Below are 16758 nucleotides of genomic sequence, written 5' to 3'. Positions count from 1 at the left end.
GTCCCTCTCCCCTGCTGTCCCTGCTGTGGGTCCTGACGCGGCCCCTGTTCCCGCCCCCGTCGGGCCGCGTCCGAGGTTATCGCGCCCCGTTGACTGTCGTCACCGACACGATACGCTCGTTGCGCGAGCCCACCACGACAAAGGGGGCGAACCGCCATGGCAGATCCGCGCCACGCGCCACCGCACCGCTCGGCCCACGTCGACACCTTCGCGCGCGATCACCTGCCGCCCCCGGACCAGTGGCCGGAGCTGCTCCTCGACCTCCCGGAGCTGCGGTACCCGGAACGGCTGAACTGCGCCGCCGAGTTGCTCACCGGCCCGCCCGACGACCGGCCCGCTTTCCGCACCGCGTCCGGACCGGCGTGGACCTACGGCGAGCTGCGGGCCCGCGTCGACCGGATCGCCCACCTGCTCACCGGCGACCTCGGCGTCGTCCCCGGCAACCGGGTGCTGCTGCGCGGCCCGACCACACCGTGGCTGGCCGCCTGCTGGCTCGCGGTGCTGAAGGCGGGCGCGGTGGCGGTCACCGTGCTGGCCCAGCAGCGCCCGCACGAGCTGGGCGCGATCTGCGAGATCGCCCGGGTGCGGCACGCACTGTGCGACGTGCGGGCCGTCGACGACCTGGCCAGGGCGGAGATTCCCGGGCTGCGGATCACGACGTACGGCAGTGACGCGCCCGACGACCTGCTGAACCGCGCCGGACCGGGACCGGCCGCGGCGTCCGGGACGGAGACCGGCACCGCACCCGGCCCGCCCTTCCCCGCCGTGGACACCGCGGCCGACGACGTCGCGCTGATCGCGTTCACCTCCGGGACCACCGGGCGCCCCAAGGGCTGCATGCACTTCCACCGCGACGTGCTGGCGATCGCCGACACGTTCTCCCGGCACGTGCTCATGCCGCGCCCCGACGACCTGTTCGCGGGCAGTCCGCCGCTCGGCTTCACCTTCGGGCTCGGCGGGCTGGTCGTCTTCCCGCTGCGGGCCGGGGCGAGCGCGCTGCTGCTCGAACAGGCGGGGCCCAGACAGCTGTTGCCGGCCGTGTCCGAGCACCGGGTGTCGGTGCTGTTCACGGCGCCGACGGCCTACCGCACGATGCTGGGCGAGCTGGACGGCCACGACGTGACGAGCCTGCGGCGGTGCGTCTCGGCCGGCGAGAACCTGCCGGCCGCGACCTGGCGGGCCTGGCACGAGCGGACCGGGCTGCGCATCATCAACGGCATCGGCGCCACCGAGTTGCTGCACATCTTCGTCTCCGCGGCGGACGACGCCATCCGGCCCGGCACGACGGGCGTCCCGGTGCCGGGGTGGCAGGCGCGGGTGCAGGACGCGTCCGGAGCGCCCGTCCCCGACGGGGAGCCGGGCCTCCTCGCCGTACGCGGCCCGGTGGGGTGCCGGTACCTCGCCGACCCGCGGCAGCGGGAGTACGTGCGCGACGGCTGGAACATCACCGGGGACACCTACGTGCGCGAACCCGACGGCTACTTCCGGTACGTGGCACGCGCGGACGACATGATCATCTCTGCCGGGTACAACATCGCCGGACCCGAGGTCGAGGAGGCGCTGCTGCGGCATCCGGACGTCGTGGAGGCGGCGGTGGTGGGCCGGCCCGACGGGCACCGGGGGCAGGTGGTGGTGGCGCACGCGGTGCTCGGGGAGGGAGCGGAGCGGGACGCCGACGCGCTGCGTGCGTTCCTGCGCACGGAGTTGGCGCCGTACAAGTGCCCGCGCGAGATCGTCTTCGTGGACGCGCTGCCGCGCACGGCGACCGGCAAGCTCCAGCGCTACCGCCTCCTCGCCCCACCCGGGACTCCACCCGGAACTCCACCCGCACCGCCGCCCGGGACATCGCCCGCACCGCCGCCCGGACCACCAACCGGGAGACCCTCCGGACCGCCGCCCGAGGCGCCCTCCGGACCGCCGCCCGGGACACCGTCCGAGCCGCCGGCCGGATCCGCGGCGCGGCGCCGGGCCGGGCCGGGCCCCGGGGCTCGTCCGGATCCCCGGGGCGACCAGGGCTGATGCCGACGACATAAGATGATCAACGTGTCCGACCAGCACGCACAGCACGCCCCCAGGTCCCTGATCGTCACGCTCTACGGCGCCTACGGCCGCTTCGTGCCCGGCCCGATGCCCGTCGCCGAGCTGATCCGACTGCTGGCCGCCGTCGGCGTGGACGCGCCCTCGGTGCGCTCGTCCGTCTCCCGGCTGAAACGGCGCGGGCTGCTGCTGCCCGCCCGTACCCCGCGGGGCGCGGCGGGTTACGAGCTCTCCGCCGAGGCCCGGCAGTTGCTCGACGACGGCGACCGGCGCGTCTACGCCACGGCGCCGCACGACGACGAGGGCTGGGTCCTCGCCGTGTTCTCCGTGCCGGAGTCGGAGCGGCAGAAGCGCCACGTGCTGCGCTCCCGGCTGGCCGGACTCGGCTTCGGCACCGCGGCCCCCGGCGTGTGGATCGCCCCGGCCCGCCTGTACGAGGAGACCCGGCACACGCTGGGGCGGCTGGGCCTGGACGCCTACGTGGACTTCTTCCGCGGCGAGCATCTGGGCTTCACGCCGACCGCCGAGGCGGCGGCGCGCTGGTGGGACCTGGCCGCGGTCGCCAAGGAGCACGAGGCGTTCCTCGACCGGCACGCGCGGGTGCTGCGCGACTGGGAGCGCCGCGCCGACACCCCGCCCGAGGAGGCCTACCGCGACTACCTCCTCGCCCTGGACTCCTGGCGGCACCTGCCCTACGCGGACCCCGGGCTGCCCGCCCGGCTGCTGCCCGGCGACTGGCCGGGCGCGCGTTCCGCGGCCGTCTTCCGTGCCCTGCACGAGCGGCTGCGCGACGCGGGCGCGCTCTTCGCGACTCCCGGAGAAGCCGCACATTCCGGCCAGTGATTCACGTCACATTTCTGCGCGACCAGGGAACCCTCAGAATCCTCAGACCCTCTTCTCAGGTTTCTCACCTACCGTGCGGACGCATGAGCCTCGCACGTAACTTGAACCGGGCCCTCGCCGTCACCACCGGCCTGCAGGTGCGCAGAGCGCCGCATGCCGCGAAGGCGAAAGCGAAGGAAGGGAAGCCGGCGGCCCCCGCGGTCACCAAGCGGCCCGCGGCCCCGTACCGATGTCCGGCCTCGGCGGAACTCCCGACCGAACGGCTGCTGCGCGAGCCCGTCTTCATCATCTCGTCCATCCGTTCCGGCTCCACCCTGCTGCGCATGATGATGGGTGCCCACCCCCGGCTGCACGCTCCGCACGAGCTGCACATCGGCCGGCTGGAGGTCTCCTGCGACAACTGGCACTCCGAGCGCGCGATGGGCGAACTCGGCCTGCGGCGCGGCGACCTGGAGCACCTTTTGTGGGACCGCGTCCTGCACCGTGAACTGCTCAGGTCCGGCAAGGACTTCGTCGTCGAGAAGACCCCGGCCAACGCCTACATGTACCGGCGCCTCAAGGACTGCTGGCCCGACGCGCGCTTCGTCTTCCTCCTGCGCCACCCCGACTCGATCGCCCGCTCCTGGCACGAGAGCGATCCGGAGAAGCGGCCCTACGACACGGCCGTCACCGACGTGCTGCGCTACATGACGGCCGTCGAGGAGGCCCGCACCGCGGACCCCGACGGCTTCACCGTGCGCTACGAGGACATCACCGGCGACCCCGAGCACGAGATGCGCCGCCTGTGCGCGTTCCTCGGCGTCGACTACGCGCCCGCCATGCTCCACTACGGCAAGAAGACCAGCAGCGAGCTGGTCCGGGGCCTCGGCGACTGGCGCGACAACATCCGCACCGGCACCGTCCAGCCGGGCCGCTCGCTGCCCGACGCGGACGCCGTCCCGGAGCGGCTGCGTGCGGTCTGCCGGGCCTGGGGCTACGCGTCCTGACCTGGTCCGCGTCCTGACCGGCTACGCGTCCTGGTCCCGCTCGTGCAGCGTGAGCCGGGGCCTTGGGGCGTCGGTCCGCCCGGTGCGCGGCGGTCGGCTGCCCGCCCGGTAGGGCGCCGGCCAGACGGCGCCCGGACCGTCGTACCCCTGCTCGGCCGCCGCGTGCAGGGTCCAGTGCGGGTCGTAGAGGTGGGGGCGGGCGAGGGCGCAGAGGTCGGTGCGCCCGGCCAGGATCAGCGAGTTGACGTCGTCCCACGACGAGATCGCCCCGACGGCGATCACCGGGACGCCCGCCTCGTGCCGGATCCGGTCGGCGTACGGCGTCTGGTACGACCGCCCGAACTCCGGCCGTTCGTCGGCGACGACCTGGCCCGTGGACACGTCGACGGCGTCGGCGCCGTGGGCCGCGAAGGCGCGGGCGATCGCCACGGCCTCCTCGGCTCCGGTGCCGCCCTCGGCCCAGTCGGTGGCGGAGACGCGCACGGTCATGGGCCGCTCGGCCGGCCAGACCTCGCGTACGGCGTCGAAGACCTCCAGCGGGTACCGCAGCCGCTTCTCGGGTGAACCGCCGTAGGCGTCGGTGCGGTGGTTGGTGAGCGGGGAGAGGAAGCCGGAGAGCAGGTAGCCGTGGGCGCAGTGCAGTTCGAGCAGGTCGAAACCGGTCCGGGCGGCACGGGCCCCGGCGGCGGCGAACTGCTCCCGGACGTCCGTCAGCCGCGCCCGCGACAGCTCGCGCGGCGTCTGGCTGCCCGGCTTGTACGGCAGTGGGGAGGGCGCCACCAGCGGCCAGTTGCCGTCGGGCAGCGGTTCGTCCGTGCCCTCCCACATCAGCCGGGTGGAGCCCTTGCGTCCGCTGTGCCCCAGCTGCACGCCGATCGCGGTGCCGGGTGCCTCGGCGTGCACGAAGTCCGTGATCCGCCGCCACGCCTCGCCCTGCCGGCCGGTGTAGAGGCCCGCACAGCCGGGGGTGATGCGGCCCTCGGGGCTGACGCACACCATCTCCGTCATCACCAGCCCGGCGCCGCCCAGCGCGCGGGCGCCGAGGTGGACGAGGTGGAAGTCGCCGGGGACGCCGTCGGTGGCCGAGTACATGTCCATCGGGGAGACCACGACCCGGTTGCGCAGAGTGAGGCCGCGCAGCCGCAGCGGCGTGAACATCGGCGGGGTGCCGGGCGGGCAGCCGAACTCGCGCTCCACGGACCCGGTGAACTCCGCGTCGCGCAACCGCAGGTTGTCGTGGGTGACGCGGCGGCTGCGGGTGAGGAGGTTGAAGGCGAACTGGCGGGGCGGCTGGTCGAGGTAGCGGTCCAGGTCCTCGAACCACTCCAGGCTGGCCTTGGCCGCGCGCTGCGTGGACGCGACGACGGGGCGCCGCTCCTCCTCGTAGGCGGCCAGCGCCGCCGCGAGGGTGGGCTGCTCCTGGAGGCAGGCGGCGAGCGCGAGGGCGTCCTCGACGGCGAGCTTGGTGCCGGAGCCGATGGAGAAGTGGGCGGTGTGGGCGGCGTCGCCGAGCAGGACGAGGTTGCCGTGCGACCAGCGTTCGTTGACGACCGTGCGGAAGGTGGTCCACGCCGACTTGTTGGCCCTGAGCGGCCGGCCGCCCAGGGCGTCGGCGAAGATCTTGGCGCAGCGGGCGGTGGACTCGGCCTCGTCGAGCGCGTCGAAACCGGCCGCCCGCCAGACCTCTTCGCGCATCTCGACGATGACGGTGGAGGCGTCGGCCGCGTAGGGGTAGCCGTGCAGCTGCATCACGCCGTGCTCGGTCTCGGCGATCTCGAACCGGAAGGCGTCGAAGGCGAAGTCGGCGGCCAGCCAGATGTAGCGGCAGCGGTGGGCGGTGACGTGGGGCCGGAAGACGTCGCGGTGGGCCTCGCGGGTGGCGCTGCGGACTCCGTCGGCGGCGACCACGAGGTCGTGGGTCTCGGTGAGCCGGTCCGGGGGCGGCGCCCCGGTGCGCGGGCGCAGGTCGACGCCGAGGCCGTGGCAGCGGTCGTGCAGGATCTCCAGGAGGCGGCGGCGGCCCAGGGCGGCGAAGCGGTGTCCTCCGGAGGTCTGGCGGGTGTTCCGGTGGACGATGTCGATGTCGTCCCAGTGGACGAAGTCGCGCTTCAGTGCCTCGTAGACGACCGGGTCGGCGTGTTCGATGCCGCCGAGGGTCTCGTCGGAGAGGACCACGCCGAAGCCGAAGGTGTCGTCGGGGGCGCCTCGTTCCCAGACGGTGACCTCGCGGTCGGGGGCAAGGCGTTTGAGGAGGGCGGCGGTGTAGAGGCCGCCGGGGCCGCCGCCGACGACGGCGATACGGCGAGGGCGGGGGCGGTCGTCGTGCGGCTGCGGCGTCGTCGCGGCCGGTCGCGCCGGCACCATATCGCCCTACCTCCCCCGCCATTTCGGCGGGCGCTTCTCCGTGAAGGCCGCGTGGAACTCGGCGTAGTCCTCGCCGTTCATCAGCAGGGCCTGGGTCGAGGCGTCCAGTTCCACCGCGGCCGCCAGCGGCATGTCCAGCTCGGCCGTGAGCAGGGCCTTGGTCTGGGCGTGGGCGAGGGCCGGGCCGTCGGCGAGGCGGCGGGCGAGGGCGAGGGCGGCCTCGTCGGCGCGGCCCTCGGCGGTGAGTTCGCTGATCAGGCCGATCCGCTCGGCCTCGGGCGCCCGCACCGCGTCGCCGAGCATCAGCAGCCGGGTGGCGTGGCCGAGGCCGACCACGCGGGGCAGCAGGTACGCGGCGCCCATGTCGCCGCCGGAGAGGCCGACACGGGTGAAGAGGAAGGCGAAGCGGGCGGACGGGTCGGCGACCCGGAAGTCGGCGGCCAGGGCGAGGACCGCGCCCGCGCCGGCGGCGACCCCGTGCAGGGCGGCGACCACCGGGAACGGGCACTCCCGTACCGCCCGCACCACCTGGCCCGTCATCCGGTTGAAGTCGAGCAGCCGGGCGGTGTCCATGGCCAGGGTCGCGCCGATGATCTCGTCGACGTCGCCGCCGGAGCAGAAGCCGCGCCCCTCGCCGGCCAGCACCAGGGCCCGCACCGCGCGCTCCCGGGACAGCTCGGCGAGCAGGTCCCGCAGATCGGCGTAGGCCTCGAAGGTGAGGGCGTTGAGTCTGTCGGGGCGGGCGAGGGTGACGGTGGCGACACCGTCGGCGACCTCGACGCGCAGGTGCCGCCACTCGGGGGTGGGAGCGGCGGAGCCGGTGAAGGGACTCATGACGGGCAGCCTCCTGGGGCGGGCGCGGCCTCACTGAGCACTGAGCACTGAGCACTATGCGCGGTGTCTCGCGACGCTATGAAGTTATCACCGCTCCGTGACCGTCGTCACGGGTGCGCGATACGGTGTCGATGTCGGTGCCGGTATCGAGGGCCGAAGGTCCCGAGGGGTGCCCGTCGAACGGCTCTGCCGGGCGGCGCCGTACCATTCATACGGTTGAAAGCAGGACAGGACGCCCTGCTCCACGAAACGGACCAGCCGTGCACGATCACTTCAAAGCCCCCGCCTCCTGGCGCATCGCGCTGCCGCACTCCGCCGCGGCCGTGCCGGTGGCCCGTGCCCTGGTCCGCACGGCACTGGCCGACCTGGAGCACACCGCGGACGGCGACACCGCGGAGCTGCTGACGGCGGAGCTGGTCGCCAACGCGATCGAGCACACCTCCGGCGGTACGCCGATCGAGCTGGTGGTGGAGCTGATGCCGACCGGCTGCCAGGTCGAGGTGCACGACCCGGACCCGGCGCCGCCCGCCGCGCTCACCCGGCCGGTGGTGGAACCGCCCGACCCGTGGCAGGAGCACGGGCGCGGCCTGCTCCTGATCCGCGCCCTCAGCTCGTCCTGCGGCCACCGCCCCACGGGGTCCGGCAAGGCTGTCTGGTTCCGGCTGCCCGCGGTGCCCGCGCCGCGCCGCCCTACGGAGTGACGGACGCGCCGGCGGCCTGTGCGAGGCGGGAGTGGCGGCGCCCGTAGGCGGCGTACACGAGCAGTCCCACCGCGAGGAACACCGCGAACTGGAGCCAGGTGGCCCCGCCCGTCTCGTACATCAGGTACAGGCAGAAGCCGATCCCGAGCAGCGGCGTCACCGGGTAGAGCGGCACGCGGAAGGTGCGGGCGAGGCCCGGTTCGCGGCGGCGCAGCATGATCAGCGAGACGTTGACGGCGGCCATGGTGGCGAGGGTGCCGATGGTGCACAGGTTGACCACCGCGTCGAGCGGGGCGAAGGCCGCCGGGAGGGCGAAGACCACGCCGACGATCAGGGTGCCGGCGACGGGGGTGGCGGTGCGCGGCGAGACCTTCTCGAAGACCCGGGGGATCAGGCCGTCCCGGGACATCGACATCAGGATGCGGGTCTGGCCGTACATCACGGCGAGCACCACCGAGGCGATGGCGACGACCGCGCCGAAGGCGATCACGCCGCCGCCGATCGCGGAGCCGGTGACCTCGTCGACGACGTAGGAGAGCGCGGCGGGCCGGTCACCGACCCGGTCGCCGCCGACGGCGCCGATCGCGGCCAGGGCCACCGCGCAGTAGAGCAGGGTGACCAGGCCGATGCAGACCAGGATCGCGACGGGGACGTCCCGGCGCGGGTTCTTCGCCTCCTCGCCGGCCGTGGTGATCGCGTCGAAGCCGATGTACGAGAAGAAGGCGGCCGTGGTGCCGGCGCCGACGCCGCCGAGGCCGGCCGGGGAGAAGGGCGTCAGGTTGCCGTCCCGGAAGGCGGAGAAGCCGATGGCGCAGAAGGCGAGCAGGACGGCGAGCTTGAGGACGGCCATCGCGGCCGTGGCGCGGGCGCTCTCCCGCACGCCGCGCACCAGCAGGACGCAGGCCAGGGCGATGACGACCACCGCGGGCAGGTTGACGGCGCCGCCCTCGCCGGGGCCCGCGGAGAGCGCCTGGGGCAGCCGGAGACCGAGGAGGCTGTCGAGCAGCTCGTTGACGTACTGGCTCCAGCCGACGGCGACGGCCGAGACCGACACGCCGTACTCCAGGAGCAGGCACCAGCCGACGACGAAGGCGGTGCGCTCGCCGAGTCCGGCGTAGGCGAAGGAGTACGAGGAGCCGGAGACCGGGATGGCGCCGCCCAGCTCGGCGAAGGCGAACGCGGTGAAGACGCAGGTGATCGCGGCCAGGACGAAGGAGACGACGACGGCCGGGCCGGCCTCGGCGACCGAGTCGGACAGGCCGACGAAGATGCCGGTGCCGACGATCGCGCCGACGCCGAAGCAGACGAGCTGGAACAGCCCCATCGTGCGCTTGAGACCGTGGCCTTCGCGGTCGGCGCCGGATTCGGCGACCAGGAGGTGGGGGGACTTGAGGCGGCTGGCGGGCATGGCGGGTGGTGCTCGTTTCTGGTGGTGCGAGGGGGACGCGACGGTGGTCGCGACGGCGGCACCGGAAGGGGTGGCTCCGGTTCCGCCGGTCAGCATAGGGCCCGCTCAGGCCGGGGCGGGGCCCGTCCGGGCCAGGGTCGCGACGAGTACGGCCTTGATGGTGTGCAGGCGGTTCTCCGCCTCGTCGAAGACGACCGAGTGCTCCGACTCGAAGACCTCGTCGGTGACCTCCAGGGAGTCGAGCCCGTGGGTCTCGAAGATCTCCTGGCCGACCTTGGTCCCCAGGTCGTGGAAGGCGGGCAGGCAGTGCATGAACCTGACGTCCGGGTTGCCGGTGGCGCGCAGGACGTCCATGGTCACGGCGTACGGCGCGAGCGCCTTGATCCGCTCGTCCCAGACCTCCTTGGCCTCGCCCATGGAGACCCACACGTCGGTGACGACGAACCCGGCGCCGCGCACGCCCTCGGCCACGTCCTCGGTGAGCGTGACGCGGGCGCCGCTGGTCTCGGCGAGTTCGCGCGCCCGGTCGACGATCTCCTGGGCCGGCCAGTAGGCCTTCGGGGCGACGACGCGCACGTCCATGCCGAGCAGGGCGCCGGTGACCAGGTAGGAGTTGGCCATGTTGAAGCGGGCGTCGCCGAGGTAGGCGAAGGCGGTCTCGGTCAGGGGCCGGTCGCCGTGCTCGGTCATGGTGAGCACGTCGGCCAGCATCTGGGTGGGGTGCCAGTCGTCGGTCAGTCCGTTGTAGACGGGAACGCCCGCGAAGGCCGCCAGCTCCTCGACCTTGTGCTGGCTGTCGCCCCGGTACTGGATCGCGTCGTACATGCGGCCCAGCACCCGGGCGGTGTCCTTCACGGACTCCTTGTGGCCGATCTGCGAGCCGGCCGGGTCCAGGTACGTCGTCGAGGCGCCCTGGTCGGCGGCGGCGACCTCGAAGGCGCAGCGGGTGCGGGTCGAGGTCTTCTCGAAGATCAGCGCGATGTTGCGGCCGCGCAGGTACTGGGTCTCGGTCCCGGCCTTCTTGGCGGCCTTCAGCTCCGCGGCCAGCTCGACCAGGCCGCGGAACTCGTCCGCGGTGAGGTCCAGCTCCTTGAGGAGGTGGCGGCCGGCGAGGGCGGTCGGGACTGTCGCCATGGGGGCGCTCCAGGGATACGGGCGGGAACGGGGAACTGTTGGAACTATATACGATACTCCGAATTTCTATACACCCAGCCTCCCCCGGGTCCCCGAACCGGCCCCGCCGGTCCTGCCGGCCCCGCCGGTCATGCCCGCCCTGCACCGCGGCCCGCCTCGCACCGCCGCTCGCCTCCTCCCCCCTCGGTCCTACACCGCCGCCCGTTCGACCGGGCAGCTCATGCAGCGCGGCCCGCCCCTCCCCCGGCCCAGCTCGCTGCCCGGGATCTCGATCACCTCGATGCCCCGTTTGCGCAGGTGGGTGTTTGTGGTGGCGTTGCGCTCGTAGGCGACGACGACGCCCGGCTCCACGGCCAGGACGTTGCAGCCGTCGTCCCACTGCTCCCGCTCGGCGGCGTGGACGTCCTGCGTCGCGGTGAGGACCCGGATCTCGCCGAGTCCGAGCGCGGCGGCCATCGCGCGGTGCATGTGCTCCGGCGGGTGGTCGGTGACCTTCAGGTCCTTCTCGCCCGCCCCCGGCTCGATCGTGTAGGAGCGGAGCATGCCGAGCCCGGCGTACTGCGTGAAGGTGTCGCCGTCGACCATCGTCATCACCGTGTCCAGGTGCATGAAGGCCCGCCGCTTGGGCATGTCGAGGGCCACGATGGTCCGCGCGGAGCCGGCGGCGAACAGCTTGTGGGCCAGCATCTCGACGGCCTGGGGCGTGGTGCGCTCGCTCATGCCGATGAGCACGGCGCCGTTGCCGATGACGAGGACGTCGCCGCCCTCGATGGTGGAGGGGTAGTCGCCCTGCCCCTCGGACCAGAGGTGGAACGTCTGGTCGCGGAAGAGCGGATGGTGCCGGTAGATCGCCTCGAAGTGGACCGTCTCGCGCTGCCGGGCGGGCCAGCGCATCGCGTTGATGGAGACGCCGTCGTAGATCCAGGCCGAGGTGTCCCGGGTGAAGAGGTGGTTGGGCAGCGGCCCGAGCAGGAAGTCGTCCAGCTCCATGGCGTGGAAGCGCACGGAGGTCGGCTCGGGGTGCGCGTCCAGGAACTCCCGCTTGGTCATGCCGCCGACCAGCCACTCGGCCAGTTCCCGGGCGGGCAGGGGCTCGAAGGCGGCCCGGAGGTGGTCCGTGGCCAGCACTCCGTACTCCTTCTCGTCGAAGACCCGGTCCAGGACGAGCCGCCGGGCGGCGGGGATGCCGAGGGTCTCGGTGAGCAGGTCGCCGAAGAGGTGCACCGCCACCCCGCGGTCGCGGAGCACGTCGGCGAACCCGTCGTGCTCGGCGCGCGCCCGGCGCACCCACAGCACGTCGTCGAAGAGGAGGGCGTCCTTGTTGCTGGGGGTGAGCCTCTTGAGCTCGAGATCCGGCCGGTGCAGGATGACGCGGGTGAGCCGCCCGGCTTCGGAGTCGACGTGGAATCCCATGTCCCCATCCTGACCACTCGGACGCCCGTTCACCCCCTGCGGCGGCGTGCCGGTGGCCACAGTGCGCCCTCCGCATGCCCCCGTGCGACGAAGGGGCACCACGGTCCTGCTGGGTATACCCGGGCGGGGGCCGGAACGTCCGGCCGCGCTTGAGGGGAGACCTGTTGAGTTTCGTTACCGCGAGTCCCGCATCATTGAGTCCGGACGCGCTGGTCGCCCACCTCGTGGGCGCGTCGGCGCTGATCCTGGTCGCCGCACACGCGGGCGGCGGACTGGCCCGGCGGCTCGGGCAGCCCTACATCGTGGGCCAGCTGGCGGCGGGCATCGCCCTCGGCCCCTCCCTCCTCGGCGCGCTCGCCCCGCAGGCGTACGACGCCCTCTTCCCGGCGGCGATCGGGCCGGCGCTGACCGGGTTCTCCCAGTTCTCCCTGGTGGTGTTCCTCTTCGCGGTGGGATACGAGCTGGACCTGAAGATCCTGGGTGACCGGGCGCGCGTCTCGGTCACCGTGGCACTGGCGTCGTTCGTGGTGCCGATGGCGGTGGGGTGCGGCGCCGCGCTGCTGTTCCGGGACACCCTGCGCGACCTGGGCGGCGGCCGGGAGCTGTCCCCCGCCGCGGTGGTGTTCGCGGGCATCGCCCTGACGATAACGGCGGTGCCCGTCCTGACCGCGATCGTGCGGGAGAACAACCTCACCCGTACCGTGCCGGGCGTGGTGGCGGTCTCCGCGGCCGGCATCCTCGACGCGGTGTGCTGGACGGTGCTGGCGGGCGCCATGCTCAACAGCGGCGCGGGCGAGACGGCACTGTACTGGCCGTGGCGGGCGGCGCTCGCGGTCGGCTTCGTCACCCTGATGGCGCTGGCGGCCCGGCCGGTGCTGCGCCGGCTGCTGTGGCGGACCCGCCTGGAGCCCTCGCTGCGGCTGGCGCTGCTCATCGGCTTCGCCCTCGGGTCCGCCTGGGTGACGCACTGGCTCGGACTGCACGTGATCTTCGGGGCGCTGCTCGCCGGAGCGGTGACGCCCCGGGAGGAGGACGGCACGCTCGACCCCGATCTGCTGCGCCCGCTGCACGAGGTCGGCTCCCTGCTGCTGCCGTTCTTCTTCGTGCTCTCCGGGCAGTCCGTGGCCCTGAACAGCATGACCGGCACCGGTTGGGTGGTGCTGCTGGTGGTGACGGTGCTGGCGGTCGTCACGAAGGTGGGCAGCGGGCAGGTGGCGGCCCGGCTCGGCGGCCTGGACCGGCACGACGCCCGCACGGTCGGTGTGCTGCTCAGCGCGCGCGGTCTCACCGAGCTGATCGCCCTGAACGCCGGTCTGGAGGCGGGACTGGTCAGCGCCCCGCTCTACACGGTCCTGGTCTTCATGGCCCTCGCCACGACGCTGCTGACCCAGCCGTTCCTCGTGCTGACCCGCCGCCTGGCGGTACGCGACCGCCCCGCGGCACCGCCGTCCGACGCCGCCGTGCGGCCGTACGCCGCGGCCGAGGGCGGTGTCGAGGGGGCCGGAAAGGGCGAGTGACGCGGGCGGGTGACTCGGGCGAGTGACGCGGGCGGGTGAACGGCGGGACGGGCGCCGGGTGCGCGGAGCCCCCGGGGCCCGCTCCCCCCGGGGGCTCCGCGGCATCACGGTGCCGCGGTGTCAGGTCAGCTGCGACTGCACCCGGGAGGAGATCAGCTCCAGGTGGTCCAGGTCGTCGAGGTCGAGGATCTGGAAGTAGATCCGCTGGGCGCCGGCCTCGGCATACCGGCCGATCTTCTCGACGACCTCGGCCGGGGAGCCGGCCAGGCCGTTGGCCTTCAGGTCGTCGACCTCGCGCCCGATGGCGGCGGCGCGGCGGGCCACCTCGGCGTCGTCCTTGCCGACGCAGGCGACGAGGGCGTTGGAGTAGGTGAGGGCGCCGGCCGGGCGGCCGGCCTCCTCGGCGGCGGCCCGCACCCGGCCGAACTGGCGCTCGGTGTCCTCGATGGAGGCGAAGGGCATGTTGAACTCGTCGGCGTACCGGCCGGCCAGCCGCGGGGTGCGGGTGGCGCCGTGGCCGCCGATGAGCACGGGCACCCTGGCCTGCGCGGGCTTGGGCAGCGCGGGCGACTCGGTGAGGTCGTAGTACGTGCCGTGGAAGTCGAAGGTCTTGCCGACCTCGGTGGCCCAGAGACCGGTGACGATCTCCAGCTGCTCCTCCAGGCGGCCGATCTTCTCCTTCGGGAAGGGGATGCCGTACGCCTTGTGCTCCTCCTCGAACCAGCCCGCGCCCAGGCCCAGTTCGATGCGGCCGCCCGACATCTGGTCGACCTGCGCGACCTGGATGGCGAGGACGCCGGGCAGCCGGAAGGTACCGGCGGTCATCAGGGTGCCGAGGCGGATGCGCTTGGTCTCACGGGCGAGGCCGGCCAGGGTGATCCAGGCGTCGGTGGGGCCGGGCAGTCCGTCGACGGAACCCATGCGGAGATAGTGGTCGCTGCGGAAGAAGGCGTCGAAGCCCAGGTCCTCGGTGGCCTTGGCCACGGTGAGCAAGGTGTCGTAGGTGGCCCCCTGCTGGGGCTCGGTGAAGATGCGGAGATCCATGTCCCCATCCTGCCTGCTCGGCGCGGGCGCACCACACCGCACCGCACCGCCCGTCCGCGGCGCGCGGGGTCTGCGCGGGTCAGCCCGCGCGTGCGCGCGAGCCGGTCGGCGGGTGTGCGCGGGCGGTCGGCGGGTGTGCGCCGGAGCGGCCGGCGGGTGTGCGCGGGCGGCCGGTGCCGCGCGGCGCGGGTCAGCCCGCCGCCCGCTGCGGTAATCCCGCGTCGCGGTCGGCCAGTCTGCGCAGCATCTCCATGACCCGGTCCCGCGACTCGTCCGCGGCGTCGATGGCCTCCATGCACTGCCAGTACGTGGCCTCGTCGCCGGCGGCGCTGGCGACTCCCACGAGGGCTATGCCGGTCTCGCCGAGCAGGGTGCCCAGGCGTATCAGCGCCTGGCGGGCGTCGCCCAGTTCGGTGAGCTGGGCGGCGCGCAGCTCGCGGGGGTCCAGCCGCGGAGTGTGCAGCACTCCGCAGCCGCGGCCCGCCAGCTCGGTCAACCCGATGGCCTCGCCGCGCAGTTCGGGCGGGCCGTGGACGGCCAGCCGGCTGCCGATCGCCTGCGCCAGGGCCTGCACCTGCCACACCTCCGTCAGGATGTCCGGCACCTGGCCGCCGGCGGCCAGGGCGCGCCCACTCGTCACGATGAGCCGAACAGCGTCCATGCGCTGCCCCCGTCTGTTTCCGACGCGCTCGCGGCGCGTCCGCCCGAACTCCGTTGTCCACTACCCAGAGTGAAGGCGTGTGGGACGAAAAGCTAGAGGAAGGCGGAAATTATCGGACACCAGGTTGACTCCTGATCGACCGGTGACTCCGGAGAGTGATACCGGAGCCTTCGGCTCCTCAGGTTCCGGTTCGCTTCGGCCCCTCGGCCCTCCCGTCGGCCCCGACGGCCGGGCCCTCCGGCGGGTCCGGCACGAGGAACCTGGACTCGTTCCGCTCGATCTTCGCCTCCAACGCGGCCAGCGGGTCGACGCCGAGCACCTGGCAGAACTGGAGGAGGTACGCCAGCACGTCGGCGACCTCGTCCCGCACCCGGTGCGCGGAGCCGGGGTCGTCCATGACCCGGGCGGACTGCTCGGGCGTCAGCCACTGGAAGATCTCGACGAGTTCGCCCGCCTCGACGCTCAGCGCGGCGGCGAGGTTCTTAGGCGTGTGGTAGGGCTGCCAGTTCCGCGCGGCGGCGAACTCGGCCAGCCTGCGCTGCAGGGCCACGAGGTCAGGAGAATGATCGGTCACGCGTTCAGGTGTACCACCGTGACACCGTCCGTCCCCGCCGCCCACGAGGCGTCGGCGAGAGACCCGACGAAGCGGATGTGGCCGCGGTGGCACATCCGCGCCGCGAGGTCCAGGAGTTCCGCGCGCTGGCGCACGTCCAGGCCGCGGTCGAAGCCGTCGGCGAGGACCGTGAGCGTCTGCGGCGCGGCGGGCACCTCGCCGGCCGGGTCGCCCTCCAGCACCCCGGGGCCGGTGAACAGCACCAGCGCGAGGGCGAGGTAGCGCAGTTCGCCGTAGCCCAGCCGGGCGAGCCCGGTGCGGACGCCGTCCCCCCGGTCGAGGAGCGCGCGGACGACACCGCCGACGACCGGTTCGGCCAGCACGTCCGCGACGGGGCCCGCGCAGCCGGCGCGCACCGCCGCGACGAACTGCTCGTGCCGCCGCCCGCACTCGGCGCGGGTGCGCCACAGCACGTCGGCGAGGTTGTCGCAGCCGCCGAGCAGGCGTCCGGAGCCGGTGGGCACCGGCTCCCGCATCCGGCCGGGCCGCGGATCGCAGGCGAAGACGGAGCGCAGCGCGACCACCACCTGCTCGGCCGCCGCCAGCACCCTGCGCTGCCCGTCCGTCTTGCCGGCCACCCTGAGCGGCAGCAGTGGCGTGCCGAGCCGGTCGTCCGGCAGCGGGGCGCGGGTCACGGGCGCCGGACCGGCCGTGTGCCAGGCCGCCTGCACGGCGCGGCGGCCGGGGTCGCGCAGGGCGGTCTGGAGCAGCACGACGCCGTCCGCCGTCAGCCGCTCCCCGACGACACGCAGTTCGGGCTCCGCCTGCACGGCCACGTCGAGGTGGACCGGGCCCTCGGCCCCGTCCACCGTGCAGCCGATGCGGAAACCCCGGCGGTGCTGGGCGTCGGGTCTGGCCCGCTCGGGCACGCAGGCGACGGGATCGGCGAACACCGCGCCCAGCTCCGCGCCGCCGCCGAGCCGGGCCAGGGCGTCGTACGCCCGCAGCGCGCTGGTCTTGCCGCTGCCGCTGGGCCCGGTGAGCAGGGTGAGCGGCCCGAGCCGCAGCACCGAGCCGCGGTGCCCGGCGTAGGCGGACAGCCGCAGCTCCGTGACGCGGGGCCGGTCCGAAAGCGGTGGAAGGGACGCCGTCGACGCGGGTGACGCGGGTGACGCTGCCATATGCGGACGGTAGGGCTCCGCAACGCGGCGAACCGTTACGCCTGGACGGCGTTCCTACGATCGGGGGACCACCGCGCCGGAA

The 16758-nt window shown here is 73.6% G+C and carries 13 protein-coding genes and 1 pseudogene; 5 read left to right on the top strand and 9 right to left on the bottom strand.

Annotation, left to right across the window (positions count from 1 at the left end; all coding sequences use genetic code 11):
- Positions 1-93 precede the first annotated feature (93 nt).
- The 3 genes and pseudogenes from IG94_RS0127205 to IG94_RS0127195 form a co-directional block, all read left to right on the top strand.
- Positions 94-1875 (top strand): annotated as a pseudogene (locus tag IG94_RS0127205) (AMP-binding protein); the annotation flags it as partial.
- A 159-nt stretch (positions 1876-2034) separates the two neighbouring features.
- A complete protein-coding gene (locus IG94_RS0127200) occupies positions 2035-2880 on the top strand; it encodes a PaaX family transcriptional regulator (protein ID WP_031042663.1) in 846 nt (281 codons plus the stop codon).
- An 83-nt stretch (positions 2881-2963) separates the two neighbouring features.
- Positions 2964-3866, top strand: coding sequence for a sulfotransferase family protein (locus tag IG94_RS0127195; RefSeq protein WP_031042658.1), 903 nt, complete (start codon positions 2964-2966; stop codon positions 3864-3866).
- Positions 3867-3887: 21 nt separating this feature from the next.
- On the opposite strand, the gene IG94_RS0127190 is transcribed toward IG94_RS0127195, so the two are convergent.
- On the bottom strand, positions 3888-6230 hold the full coding sequence (locus IG94_RS0127190; RefSeq protein WP_211269693.1) for a bifunctional salicylyl-CoA 5-hydroxylase/oxidoreductase: 2343 nt from the start codon (positions 6228-6230) through the stop codon (positions 3888-3890).
- Between the two features lie 6 nt (positions 6231-6236).
- Positions 6237-7064 carry an enoyl-CoA hydratase family protein gene (locus tag IG94_RS0127185; RefSeq protein WP_031042650.1) on the bottom strand — a complete coding sequence of 276 codons (828 nt, stop codon included), beginning with the start codon at positions 7062-7064 and terminating at the stop codon, positions 6237-6239.
- Between the two features lie 260 nt (positions 7065-7324).
- On the opposite strand from IG94_RS0127185, the gene IG94_RS0127180 reads away from it, so the two are divergent.
- Positions 7325-7765, top strand: a complete 441-nt coding sequence (locus IG94_RS0127180; RefSeq protein ID WP_031042647.1) for an ATP-binding protein — start codon at positions 7325-7327, stop codon at positions 7763-7765.
- Here the strand turns inward: IG94_RS0127180 and IG94_RS0127175 are convergent.
- The 3 genes from IG94_RS0127175 to IG94_RS0127165 form a co-directional block, all read right to left on the bottom strand.
- The gene (locus IG94_RS0127175) at positions 7755-9173 is read right to left on the bottom strand and encodes an amino acid permease (protein ID WP_031042644.1); all 1419 of its coding nucleotides are present in this window, start codon (positions 9171-9173) and stop codon (positions 7755-7757) included. The genes IG94_RS0127180 and IG94_RS0127175 overlap by 11 nt on opposite strands.
- 105 nt (positions 9174-9278) lie before the next feature.
- Positions 9279-10307: an ornithine carbamoyltransferase gene (gene argF / locus IG94_RS0127170; RefSeq protein WP_031042641.1), complete on the bottom strand. Its 1029-nt coding sequence runs from the start codon at positions 10305-10307 to the stop codon at positions 9279-9281.
- A 189-nt stretch (positions 10308-10496) separates the two neighbouring features.
- On the bottom strand, positions 10497-11720 hold the full coding sequence (locus IG94_RS0127165; protein ID WP_031042637.1) for an arginine deiminase: 1224 nt from the start codon (positions 11718-11720) through the stop codon (positions 10497-10499).
- A 194-nt stretch (positions 11721-11914) separates the two neighbouring features.
- On the opposite strand from IG94_RS0127165, the gene IG94_RS0127160 reads away from it, so the two are divergent.
- Positions 11915-13237, top strand: coding sequence for a cation:proton antiporter (locus IG94_RS0127160; RefSeq protein ID WP_052410875.1), 1323 nt, complete (start codon positions 11915-11917; stop codon positions 13235-13237).
- A 120-nt stretch (positions 13238-13357) separates the two neighbouring features.
- Here the strand turns inward: IG94_RS0127160 and IG94_RS0127155 are convergent, their stop codons facing one another.
- The 4 genes from IG94_RS0127155 to IG94_RS0127140 all read right to left on the bottom strand — a co-directional run bounded on the left by IG94_RS0127155 (position 13358) and on the right by IG94_RS0127140 (position 16676).
- Complete coding sequence (locus tag IG94_RS0127155; protein ID WP_031042632.1) at positions 13358-14281, bottom strand: LLM class F420-dependent oxidoreductase; 924 nt, start codon at positions 14279-14281, stop codon at positions 13358-13360.
- Positions 14282-14471: 190 nt separating this feature from the next.
- On the bottom strand, positions 14472-14942 hold the full coding sequence (locus tag IG94_RS0127150) for a DUF6099 family protein (RefSeq protein ID WP_031042630.1): 471 nt from the start codon (positions 14940-14942) through the stop codon (positions 14472-14474).
- 178 nt (positions 14943-15120) lie between these two features.
- On the bottom strand, positions 15121-15516 hold the full coding sequence (locus IG94_RS38870) for a nucleotide pyrophosphohydrolase (protein ID WP_043484643.1): 396 nt from the start codon (positions 15514-15516) through the stop codon (positions 15121-15123).
- A complete protein-coding gene (locus IG94_RS0127140; RefSeq protein ID WP_031042624.1) occupies positions 15513-16676 on the bottom strand; it encodes an AAA family ATPase in 1164 nt (387 codons plus the stop codon). The genes IG94_RS38870 and IG94_RS0127140 overlap by 4 nt, the downstream gene beginning before the upstream one ends.
- Between the last annotated feature and the right edge of the window lie 82 nt (positions 16677-16758).

This window comes from Streptomyces olivaceus, from assembly GCF_000721235.1.
In the GTDB taxonomy this organism is placed as follows: domain Bacteria; phylum Actinomycetota; class Actinomycetes; order Streptomycetales; family Streptomycetaceae; genus Streptomyces; species Streptomyces olivaceus.
Note: the sequence above shows the minus strand (reverse complement) of the source record. Positions and strands in the feature narration are given on the sequence as shown.

What these genes read in the sequence shown, in the direction of transcription:
- IG94_RS0127175 (WP_031042644.1), bottom strand. Translation starts at nt 9,173, where the DNA reads ATGCCCGCCAGCCGCCTCAAGTCCCCCCACCTCCTGGTCGCCGAATCC.
- IG94_RS0127195 (WP_031042658.1), top strand. Translation starts at nt 2,964, where the DNA reads ATGAGCCTCGCACGTAACTTGAACCGGGCCCTCGCCGTCACCACCGGC.
- IG94_RS0127190 (WP_211269693.1), bottom strand. Translation starts at nt 6,230, where the DNA reads ATGGTGCCGGCGCGACCGGCCGCGACGACGCCGCAGCCGCACGACGAC.
- IG94_RS0127185 (WP_031042650.1), bottom strand. Translation starts at nt 7,064, where the DNA reads ATGAGTCCCTTCACCGGCTCCGCCGCTCCCACCCCCGAGTGGCGGCAC.
- IG94_RS0127140 (WP_031042624.1), bottom strand. Translation starts at nt 16,676, where the DNA reads ATGGCAGCGTCACCCGCGTCACCCGCGTCGACGGCGTCCCTTCCACCG.
- IG94_RS0127150 (WP_031042630.1), bottom strand. Translation starts at nt 14,942, where the DNA reads ATGGACGCTGTTCGGCTCATCGTGACGAGTGGGCGCGCCCTGGCCGCC.
- IG94_RS0127155 (WP_031042632.1), bottom strand. Translation starts at nt 14,281, where the DNA reads ATGGATCTCCGCATCTTCACCGAGCCCCAGCAGGGGGCCACCTACGAC.
- IG94_RS0127165 (WP_031042637.1), bottom strand. Translation starts at nt 11,720, where the DNA reads ATGGGATTCCACGTCGACTCCGAAGCCGGGCGGCTCACCCGCGTCATC.
- argF (WP_031042641.1), bottom strand. Translation starts at nt 10,307, where the DNA reads ATGGCGACAGTCCCGACCGCCCTCGCCGGCCGCCACCTCCTCAAGGAG.
- IG94_RS0127200 (WP_031042663.1), top strand. Translation starts at nt 2,035, where the DNA reads ATGATCAACGTGTCCGACCAGCACGCACAGCACGCCCCCAGGTCCCTG.